The sequence below is a fragment of the Thermanaeromonas sp. genome, from assembly GCF_021890735.1.
Lineage (GTDB): Bacteria > Bacillota > DSM-521 > Neomoorellales > Neomoorellaceae > Thermanaeromonas.
This window is the reverse complement of the sequence record NZ_JAKKUR010000069.1, coordinates 1-9,406: the sequence shown is the minus strand read 5'-3', so window position 1 is coordinate 9,406 and position 9,406 is coordinate 1. Positions and strand designations below refer to the sequence as shown.

The window sequence follows — 9,406 nt, the reverse complement described above, 5'->3', positions numbered from 1 at the left end:
CCAAAGCCTTGGTATGCCATGGAGATCCAGCAGGTCTGCCAGGAATTAAACTCTGACCTGTCCCAGGGGCTAGCTCAAGAGGAAGCGAACAGGCGCTTAGAACTTTATGGTCCCAATGTCCTGAAAGAGCCGCCGCCCCGCAGCCTTTTTTCCATGTTTATGGGCCAGCTAAAGGAAATACTGGTATTGATTCTGATCGGAGCTGCGGTCATCTCAGGTATCCTGGGTGAATGGGTAGATTCCATTGTCATTCTAGTCATTGTGGTGCTGAATGCCGTCCTGGGAGTGTATCAGGAGCATAAGGCTGAACAAGCCCTTAAAGCATTAAAGGAGATGACCAAACCGTCGGCCAAAGTGGTCCGGGGCGGGAAGGTAATGCAGGTTGATGTAGCAAACTTGGTCCCTGGCGATGTGGTGCTGCTGGATGCGGGAGATTTTGTCCCTGCTGATGCCAGGCTGATCGAAGGGGCCTCCCTGCGGGTCAACGAAGCCGCCTTAACCGGTGAGTCAGTGCCGGTGGAAAAAGACCCCGCCCTCCTAGAAGCCGGTGAAGTCCCGGTAGGAGACCAGAAAAATATGCTGTTTATGGGGACTACTGTTACCGGCGGGCGCGGTAGGGCCTTAGTGGTGGCAACAGGGATGAACACCCAATTGGGCCGTATCGCTCAACTTCTCCAAGAGACGCCTCCGGAACCTACCCCGTTGCAGCGGCGGTTGGGTGAACTAGGTAAAATTTTGGGAATGGCCGCAGGAGCCATCGTGGCCCTGGTCTTTGTTACCGGGCTGTGGCGGGGTGGAGATATACTGGAAATGTTTATGACAGCCATCAGCCTGGCAGTGGCAGCAGTTCCGGAGGGGCTGCCCGCAGTAGTGACCATTGTGCTGGCGCTGGGCGTGACCAGAATGAGCCGCCGCCGGGCTGTTATCAGGAAACTCCCGGCGGTAGAGATCCTGGGCACCGTCACCGTTATTTGCTCTGACAAGACGGGCACCCTTACCAAAAATGAAATGACTGTCACCCAGATTTATTCGGCTGGCAACCTATGGCAGGTAACTGGTGCCGGTTACCAACCGAACGGTCAGTTTTTGGACCAGAGCGGGAAGGAAATAGCTCCTTTAACCGATCAGAATCTGAAATTAATGCTCTTAGGCGGGTTGCTAAATAGTGACGCGCGGCTGGAGGAGACTGGGAAGGGATATCAGGTAATTGGAGATCCCACCGAGGGCGCACTGGTAGTGGCGGCAGCCAAAGCGGGTTTAATAAGGGAGAAGGTGGAGAACACTTACCCCAGATTGGCCGAAATTCCCTTTGATTCTGCCCGGAAGATGATGACTACTTTCCATCATATGGATGGAACGATCTGTTCCTTTACTAAGGGAGCACCTGATGTTCTGTTGGCCCGCTGCACCGGGGCAATGACACATCAAGGAGTTGTACCCTTAAACGAGGAAATTCGTGCCCGTCTTTTGGAAATCAACTCACAGTTGGCATCCCAAGGCCAGCGAGTCCTGGCCTTGGCCCTCCGCCGTTGGCCTGAAGTTCCGGCTAACCCGTCACCGGAAACTGTCGAGCAGGATTTGACCTTTATCGGTTTCTTTGCCATGCAGGATCCACCGCGGCCCGAGGCCAAGGAAGCGGTAGAAGTCAGCCGCCGTGCCGGTATCCGCACAGTAATGATCACTGGAGATCACCCTGAGACCGCCCTGGCCATTGCTAGGGAACTAGGTATTTGGCAGCAGGGCGACGGCATCTTGACCGGCGCTGAGCTGAAGAAAATGCACGAGCAACAACTTAAGGAAGTGGTGCCCCATACCAGCGTCTACGCTAGGGTGTCCCCCGAAGATAAGCTTTGCATAGTGACAGCCTTGAAGGAACACAACCATATAGTAGCCATGACGGGCGACGGTGTGAACGACGCTCCGGCTCTTAAACGAGCCGATATAGGCGTGGCCATGGGCATTACAGGTACTGAGGTAGCCAAAGAGGCTTCGGATATGGTACTGCTGGATGATAACTTTGCCACCATCGTTAGTGCGGTGGAAGAGGGACGAACGATTTACGATAATATACGCAAGTCCATCCAGTACCTGCTTTCTTGCAACACTGGGGAGATTGTGGCCATCTTTTCTGCTATATTGCTAGGACTGGGCAGTCCACTTACGCCCATCCAGATTTTATGGTTAAACCTGGTTACTGACGGCCCGCCAGCCCTGGCTCTGGGTCTGGAGCCACCCGAAAAGGGCGTTATGAACCGGCCGCCCCGTAAGCCTAATGAAGGGGTGTTTGCCGGGGGCATGGGTATCAAGATCCTGTGGCAGGGTGCCTTGATTGGGTTGCTGTCCCTGGCCTCCTACTGGCTGGCCCTTAGTTGGGGACGGACCCTGGAAGAAGCGCATACCATGGCTTTTGTAACCATGGCCTTGTCGCAACTGGTGCATTCCTTTAACGTCCGGAGCATGGATCAATCCCTCTTTGCCATAGGACTAGCTACTAACCGCAGTTTGGTGTACGCTTTTCTGGCGTCAGCCTCTCTTCAACTGGCTGTGGTATTTATTCCCTTCCTGAGGGGTGTTTTTGAAACCGTGATGCTGCGGTCCAGCGACTGGGGAGTGGTTCTAACCCTGAGTCTTGTTCCCCTGGTAGCGGTGGAAACAAGTAAGTTTTTGGGTAAGCTTTTTGGGCCCGCCCGCCGACAGGAAACTAGGGCAACATGACCCGATAGGTACCCGGTCTAGCGAGGAGGAAAAAACAACTATAGAGTCACGCATACCGGGATCTCCCGGTATTTTTTTATTGCCCTTTTCAGGTAAGCTGCTTTGGGAAGGACTCCTTTATTTGGAGTCCTTTTCCTGTAGTAGGACAATCTAGGGCCTTCGTACAATGTAGCGGAAGGGGAGATGAGGATTGCCGTGGTGCTTAGAAGAAAGGAGGCTAAGTCCTCCGCTGGAGGGTATGTGGTTAGGGTATTATATACAGGTACAAAGGAGGAAAGTGAAAAAGCACTTAGGGAAGCGCGGCGGTACGCCTTCCAAAGGGTTTATGAAATAATTAAAAACGAAAAGGTGAAAGCTTAGTGTTAGCAGTGGTATACGTGCGCGTTTCCACGGAGGATCAGGCCCGGCACGGATACAGCCTTGAAGCCCAGGAGGAAGCCTGCTGCAAAAAAGCGGTGGAGCTGGGGGCCACCCGGATAGAAATCTACCGTGATGAAGGATACACTGGGGAGATTGTAGAACGCCCGGGCCTCCAAGCCGCCCTGGCCGCAGCGAAGAGCGCGGCCTTCTTTATTGCTTATGACCCAGACAGGCTCTCCAGGAGACTGGCCCACCAGCTCCTCCTGGTGGAGACGATAGAGAAGGTCGGCTGCCGGTTGGAGTTTGTGACCATGGACTGGCAGGCCACCCCGGAAGGAAGGCTTTTCTACTCTTTACGTGGGGCCATAGCCGAATACGAAAAAGAGAAGTTTAAGCTGCGCAGCCAGTTCGGCCGCTTGGCGAAAGCGAAACAGGGCTATCTCCCCTTTAATCCTAAGACTTATGGGTACCGGTACTCTGAGGGAAAATATGAGATCGACGAGGTTAAGGCGACCGTATACCGCCGTATGGTGGATATGGCTCTGTCCGGGGAGTCTTGCAGTGAGATAGCTGCTGTGCTCAATGCAGAGGGCATACCGGGCCCTAAAGGCGACAGGTGGTACCGGCAGACGGTCCGGAGAATACTGAAAAACCCCGCCTACAAGGGAACTCTGTACGTCCACATGTACGATACCGAAGGGCATAAGGCCATAAGGCAGCGGGGCGGCAGCGCAAGTCCCAGGATCCGCCCGCAGGAAGATTGGGTGGCGGTACCTGTACCGCCGTTAATTAGCCCAGAAGAATGGGAACTCCTGCAGCAGGCCATTACTGCCAGAAAGCGCGGTAACCAGGGAGGGAAAACCTATTATTACCCCTTGAGTGGCCTCGTTTACTGCGGCCTTTGTGGCGGGAGCATGTGCGGAAGCTACGGTAAGAGCCGGAAGGGAAATATCTTCAGGTATTACATATGTACCCGGGCCTGGCCTTCAGTACAGGCGGAGAGGCGCAATCCGGTGTCCTGCCCCGGAAACAGGCACCGGGCGGATAAGGTGGAAGAAGCGGTATGGGGGAAGATAAGGGAGTGGCTTTCTGACCCCGAAGCCCTTGTGAGCGACGCCCTGGATACGTCGGCAGCAGACCAGGCTGCCAAGGAGGCGGGAAGGGTGAAAAAGCGGCTGGAACAGGCCGAACGGGAAAGGGAGCGGGTCTTTGAAGCATATAAGCGTGGCCTGATAAGCCTAGAAATGTTTGAACGGTCAGTGAAGGAGCTTGAGGCAGAAAAGAAGGTCCTAGAAGCTAGGCTGAAGGAGCTGGAAGAAACGGTTAACAGTACGTCGGCGGTCCGGTATGGTGCTGCAATGTTGCACGAACTGGCGCAGGAGGTGGCGGGGAGGCTAGATGATCTGGACTGGCAGGACAGGGAAAAACTTATAAGGCTCCTGGTACGGAGGGTTACCCTCCTTAAAGGGGAAATGGTGGTTGAGGCTAGGGTGCGTCAACTGGAGACGAAAGAAGATGGACAGTGACCGTTGCGGTTTCGTAATGCTGACGAACGTGTTTGTACCGTGTAATGGTCGCTTTCCTTTACTCATATCTTTGGCCAGTATATTCTTTGCTGGAACGGGGGGAAATTCCTTAATAGCAGCGGCTGCTGTCAGCGGGCTTGTTTTATTCGGTATACTTGTAACCTTTGGGGTTTCATGGATACTATCGCGGACTCTTTTGCGCGGTGTACCCTCACGTTTTATTTTGGAGCTGCCCCCTTTTAGATGGCCGAAGATAGGGAGCCTACTTATACGTTCTTTTTTAGATAGAACTATATTCGTCTTGGGAAGAGCGGTAACCGTTGCTGCACCAGCCGGAGCACTAACCTGGCTCCTGGCTAACATACACCTAGAAGGGCAGAGCTTATTAAACTTAGGAGCAGGATATTTGCACCCTCTGGCCAGATTTTTAGGTTTAGATGGGTATATCCTTTTGGCTTTTATTTTAGCCTTGCCGGCCAACGAACTTGTGTTACCTCTTTTACTTATGGCTTACTTAAATTTAGGCACCCTGGTAGAATTAGACGGCTTAGACGCTCTGGCAAGTTTATTGAAATTCCACGGGTGGACTTGGACCACCGCTTTGTCTGTGATGCTTTTTAGCCTTCTTCATTATCCTTGCGCCACCACCTTGCTTACTATTTATAAGGAGACAAGGAGCTTAAAGTGGACTGTACTGGCTTTCCTGGTACCCTTGGTTGTGGCTTCAGGGGTTTTACTGCTTCTTAACCTAGTTTTCTTTACGAAGGTGAATTTCAGTTGGAATTAGAATGTGGCCATCTAAAAATAAAAAGGGATGGTTATTAGCCATCCCTTTTTAGAACTATTAACAGGTATGCAAGGATTATCTTTGGTCTAAGGGGACATAACTCCTTTTAGGCATTACGTTTTTGTAAGCTGGCCTTATAATTCTTCCGCCGCTTACAAGTTCCTCTATCAGGTGGGCACACCACCCTGAAATTCTTGCTATAGCAAATATGGGAGTATAGAGTTCCACGGGAATATTTAACATCTTGTACACAAATCCGGAATAAAAATCTACATTCGGAGCTATTACTTTATCTACCTGTTTTTCGGCAGCAAATACCTCCGGAGCCACTTTTTCTATGGTTAAGTACAGGTTGAACTCTTCCTCCATATTTTTGGCCTTCGCCAGTTCGGCGGCTTTTTCTTTTAGCAACACGGCCCGGGGGTCGGACAATGTATAAACGGCATGGCCCAAACCGTAAATTAACCCTTTTTTATCAAAGGCTTCTTTCCTTAAAATCTTGGTCAGGTAATGTTTAACCTCGTCTTCGTCCTTCCAGTCCTTGACATTTTCCTTTATGTCCTCCATCATTTCCATTACTTTGATATTGGCTCCGCCGTGTTTGGGACCTTTCAGGGAACCTACCGCTGCAGCAATAACGGAGTATATATCGGTTCCCGTGGAGGCAACAACATGAACGGTAAAGGTGGAGTTATTACCTCCGCCGTGCTCGGCGTGGAGCACCAGAGCCAGATCTAGCAATTCAGCTTCAAGCCTGGTGTATTGATTGTCAGGCCGTATCATATGCAGGAAATTTTCGGCAGTACCCAGTTCCTTTTGGGGTAGGTGTATATATAAGCTCTTATTGTCGTAGTAATGGCATTTCGCCTGGTAGCCATAGGCTGCCATGATGGGGAAGCGGGCGATGAGTTCAATGCTCTGTCTGACCACATTTCTAACACTTGTATCATCCGGGTTTTCATCATAAGAATAAGACGCCAAAACGCTTCTGGCCAATTTATTCATGATATCTTTACTGGGAGCCTTAAGAATCATATCCTCTACGAATCCATCCGGAAGGGATCTTTTTTCAGCCAGAAGGTTTGTGAATTCCTCCAGTCTTCTCCGGTCCGGGAGCTCGCCAAAAATGAGAAGATAGCAAACTTCCTCAAATCCATACCTGTTTTCCTTTTGGAATCCATGAACGATGTCCCAGACATCGATTCCCCGGTAGAGCAAGCGCCCCTTATCCGGGATTCGTTCGCCTTCATCGAGAATATAACCGTGTACCTCACCTATTTCGGTTAACCCTACCAGAACCCCGGTACCATCTTTGTTTCTTAAACCACGTTTTACGTTATATTTTTCGTATAGCTCTGGGTCGATATAGTTATTTTTTTCGGCCAGTAAAGCGAGTTCGTCGAGAAAACTCCGGTTCTCCATATGAAAACAACATCCTTTCTAAAAGGGGTTTGGGTACACAAAAAACCACGTCTATGCTAGGGGTTGCTCCGGCAAAAACTATTTTCCTCTTAAGGAGTATAAAAAAAGTTAGCGGCCTTTGGGAAGAGATTAAATAAGGGAATTGAGGGAAAATGAATGGTATCTGGTGAACGATGCCTTTTGAGCGGTAGTAACAAAAAGCCCCCTGTCCTTTAAGAAGGGGGCCGCCCTTGTGCATTTTCTTATTTCGCCTGGGCAAAGTTTAGATTTGTGGAAAACTTTTGCAAAAAGGAAACCAATATCTCTAGGCTTTTTTTCACCTGGGGATCCTTTTTCAGTAGACGCAGAAGGGTCCATAAGCTTTTTGCCTGTTTTCCTTTGTTTTCTTGAACGGCTTCTTCAAATGCCTGGACAGTAGCGGCTATAAATTGGCTGCCGCCCAAGGACTGGATGTGATCTAAAAGGGACAGGATGTTTACCAACTGGGAAAAAACGTGGGTTATTACGCCTGGTGTCAGGGAGTCCTTGGCAGCCTGAACAACTACGCCTAAATTTATGAGGGTATCAACGAGGCCGGTTGCTTGCAACCTTTCCAATTCTTTTAGGAAGCTTTCAAGGTTATGGTTAAGCTTTTGCAGCTCCTGCACAAGCCGTGAAGTCTCCGGATGATTTAAGTTATAAGCGACGCCCTGGGCCATTTCTTTTCACTCCTTTTTACAGAATTCCGCGAGCTGCCAGCCAATATATTTCGTTATAGGAAATCTTAAACCAGTGTAGCATTTCCGAAGAAGGAACCAATTGGGGCGGTTGTTTATAATTAAAAGTTATATAGGTGGCCTCCTTTAGGCCGGTCTCCACAAAACAAAAAGCTTTACCGTCGTAACGGTGGGAGGGTGGTATCCCTTTTAATTCACAGATTATATTCTTAACTACTACATCTGCTTCGTAATGGGCGGTAGAACCGGCCTTGCTGACCGGAAGGTTAGTCGCATCTCCCACTACATAGACGTTATCCTGACCTTCCATTTTTAAGGTATAGCGGTCGGTGGGAATGAACCCGTCCTCATCCCCTAACCCGGAGTCTTTAACGACTTGGGCTCCGCGATGGGCCGGGACGGACACGAGCAAATCGAAGGGGTGTTCTGAGCCGTCCATGGTATAAGCGAGCTTTTTTGCCGGATCGACCTTCTCCAGGTTGAAGTATACTTCGTACTCGATCCCCCGCTTCTCGAATTCTCGGACAGCCCAGCTAGCAATGGCCTCCATGGAATGGACGCGGCCTATGGGATAAGTGTATTTCAGTTTTACTTTTTCCCGGATACCGAGTTGCCTGTAAAAATCATCCGCCATGAAGATAAACTCCAGGGGGGCAACGGGACATTTATGGGGCACGTCAATGGTCAAGAGCAGAGTGCCGCCCTTAAAATTTAACATGGCATCCCGTAACTTAACTGCGCCTTCTGGAGTATAGAAGGTGTGACCGGCTTCCGCCAGGCCGGGTACCGAGTTCATATCGGGATATGATCCGGTGGCTATTACCAGGAAGTCATAATTAAAGGAGTGTTTTTCCGTAACTACCCTGCCTTTTTTTACGTCTATAATTTTTGCGCGGTCGATAATAAGGTTAATTTTGGGGTGCAGCAGCTCTCTCTGATCCTTCTGGAATTGTTCTAAGAAGCCTTCATTGAAAGCTATAAATAAGAAGCCGGGCTGGTAAATATGCTGAACGCTATCTGTAAGGAGCATTATTTCCAGCTTGCCGTCATAGACTTCCTTGGGCATAGACTTGGCCAGCCGGTTGGCTACCATGGTCCCGGCTACGCCGCCGCCTACAATGAGCACACGTTTAATCATGGTTCTACCTCCACCTAAAGCGTTCAGGGTATGCACCCCTCCGGCGCATACCCTGCAACCTTTTACTTCGTTTTTCTCACTGCGATGCGCCAGAAATCGCCCTCTGGCTTACAATAAATCAGTTCATGCCCCATTTTGTTGACCCATTCTGGTACATCTTTGGCCGAACCGCTATCACTGGACAACAATTCATATACATCTCCTACCTGGCCACGCTTAATGGCTTTGACCAGTTCCATAAGCGGCCCTGGACAGTAGGAGCCCCGGGCATCAATGGTTTTAGTAATGATTACTTCCTCAGACATGAGCATACCCCCCATAACTTTTACATCACAATAACCTGGCTGCCTGCGGCCATGCCCAGGAAAGCAGTAACGCCAATTATATCGTCAAAGATATCTATGAAATCTTCTTTCTTCCATCCCATCAGGTCTATGGCCATAGCGCATCCGAATACCTTTAAGTTCCCCATCTCCTTTCCGTTTTCCAGGAGTTTATAGAAGAGGTCTACTTGTTTGTTGAGCATTTCCTGGCCGACAAGACCTGCTTTAAAGTCCTTAGCTTCAATTACCTCTTTGCGGAAGGATCTTAAAGCTTCCATAGTGACAAAGACGTTGACTTCCATTCCCGACATGGAGGCCACTGAACTGATAAGGCACCCGGCTTGCAACTTCTCTAGTTCTCCGGAAAGTAAGATAACAGACAGTTTGGGTTGTTCCATAAGAATCCTCCTTCCTTGATT

At 49.9% G+C, this 9,406-nt stretch carries 9 protein-coding genes; 4 read left to right on the top strand and 5 right to left on the bottom strand.

Annotated features, from left to right (window positions below):
* The 4 genes from L5656_RS09165 to L5656_RS09150 all read left to right on the top strand — a co-directional run.
* The coding region (locus L5656_RS09165) for a calcium-translocating P-type ATPase, SERCA-type (protein WP_297202168.1) at positions 1–2,715 on the top strand (2,715 nt) is incomplete at its 5' end.
* 183 nt (positions 2,716–2,898) lie between these two features.
* On the top strand, positions 2,899–3,075 hold the full coding sequence (locus tag L5656_RS09160; RefSeq protein WP_297202166.1) for a hypothetical protein: 177 nt from the start codon (positions 2,899–2,901) through the stop codon (positions 3,073–3,075).
* On the top strand, positions 3,075–4,601 hold the full coding sequence (locus tag L5656_RS09155) for a recombinase family protein (RefSeq protein ID WP_297202164.1): 1,527 nt from the start codon (positions 3,075–3,077) through the stop codon (positions 4,599–4,601). Before L5656_RS09160 ends, L5656_RS09155 begins: the two co-directional genes overlap by 1 nt.
* Positions 4,555–5,388: a nucleoside recognition domain-containing protein gene (locus L5656_RS09150; RefSeq protein ID WP_297202162.1), complete on the top strand. Its 834-nt coding sequence runs from the start codon at positions 4,555–4,557 to the stop codon at positions 5,386–5,388. The genes L5656_RS09155 and L5656_RS09150 overlap by 47 nt, the downstream gene beginning before the upstream one ends.
* A gap of 75 nt (positions 5,389–5,463) precedes the next feature.
* Here L5656_RS09150 and L5656_RS09145 read toward each other — a convergent pair whose 3' ends face one another.
* From L5656_RS09145 to L5656_RS09125, 5 genes are all read right to left on the bottom strand, one after another.
* Positions 5,464–6,810, bottom strand: coding sequence for a citrate/2-methylcitrate synthase (locus L5656_RS09145; RefSeq protein ID WP_297202160.1), 1,347 nt, complete (start codon positions 6,808–6,810; stop codon positions 5,464–5,466).
* A 242-nt stretch (positions 6,811–7,052) separates the two neighbouring features.
* Positions 7,053–7,508, bottom strand: coding sequence for a DUF1641 domain-containing protein (locus tag L5656_RS09140; RefSeq protein ID WP_297202158.1), 456 nt, complete (start codon positions 7,506–7,508; stop codon positions 7,053–7,055).
* A 16-nt stretch (positions 7,509–7,524) separates the two neighbouring features.
* Positions 7,525–8,664, bottom strand: a complete 1,140-nt coding sequence (locus tag L5656_RS09135) for an NAD(P)/FAD-dependent oxidoreductase (protein WP_297202155.1) — start codon at positions 8,662–8,664, stop codon at positions 7,525–7,527.
* A 62-nt stretch (positions 8,665–8,726) separates the two neighbouring features.
* The gene (locus tag L5656_RS09130; protein ID WP_297202153.1) at positions 8,727–8,969 is read right to left on the bottom strand and encodes a sulfurtransferase TusA family protein; all 243 of its coding nucleotides are present in this window, start codon (positions 8,967–8,969) and stop codon (positions 8,727–8,729) included.
* Between the two features lie 20 nt (positions 8,970–8,989).
* Complete coding sequence (locus L5656_RS09125; protein WP_297202150.1) at positions 8,990–9,385, bottom strand: DsrE/DsrF/DrsH-like family protein; 396 nt, start codon at positions 9,383–9,385, stop codon at positions 8,990–8,992.
* Positions 9,386–9,406 lie beyond the last annotated feature (21 nt).

Coding starts and splice junctions, on each gene's coding strand:
- L5656_RS09135 (WP_297202155.1), bottom strand. CDS start 8,664: ATGATTAAACGTGTGCTCATTGTAGGCGGCGGCGTAGCCGGGACCATG.
- L5656_RS09140 (WP_297202158.1), bottom strand. CDS start 7,508: ATGGCCCAGGGCGTCGCTTATAACTTAAATCATCCGGAGACTTCACGG.
- L5656_RS09125 (WP_297202150.1), bottom strand. CDS start 9,385: ATGGAACAACCCAAACTGTCTGTTATCTTACTTTCCGGAGAACTAGAG.
- L5656_RS09130 (WP_297202153.1), bottom strand. CDS start 8,969: ATGTCTGAGGAAGTAATCATTACTAAAACCATTGATGCCCGGGGCTCC.
- L5656_RS09160 (WP_297202166.1), top strand. CDS start 2,899: ATGAGGATTGCCGTGGTGCTTAGAAGAAAGGAGGCTAAGTCCTCCGCT.
- L5656_RS09145 (WP_297202160.1), bottom strand. CDS start 6,810: ATGGAGAACCGGAGTTTTCTCGACGAACTCGCTTTACTGGCCGAAAAA.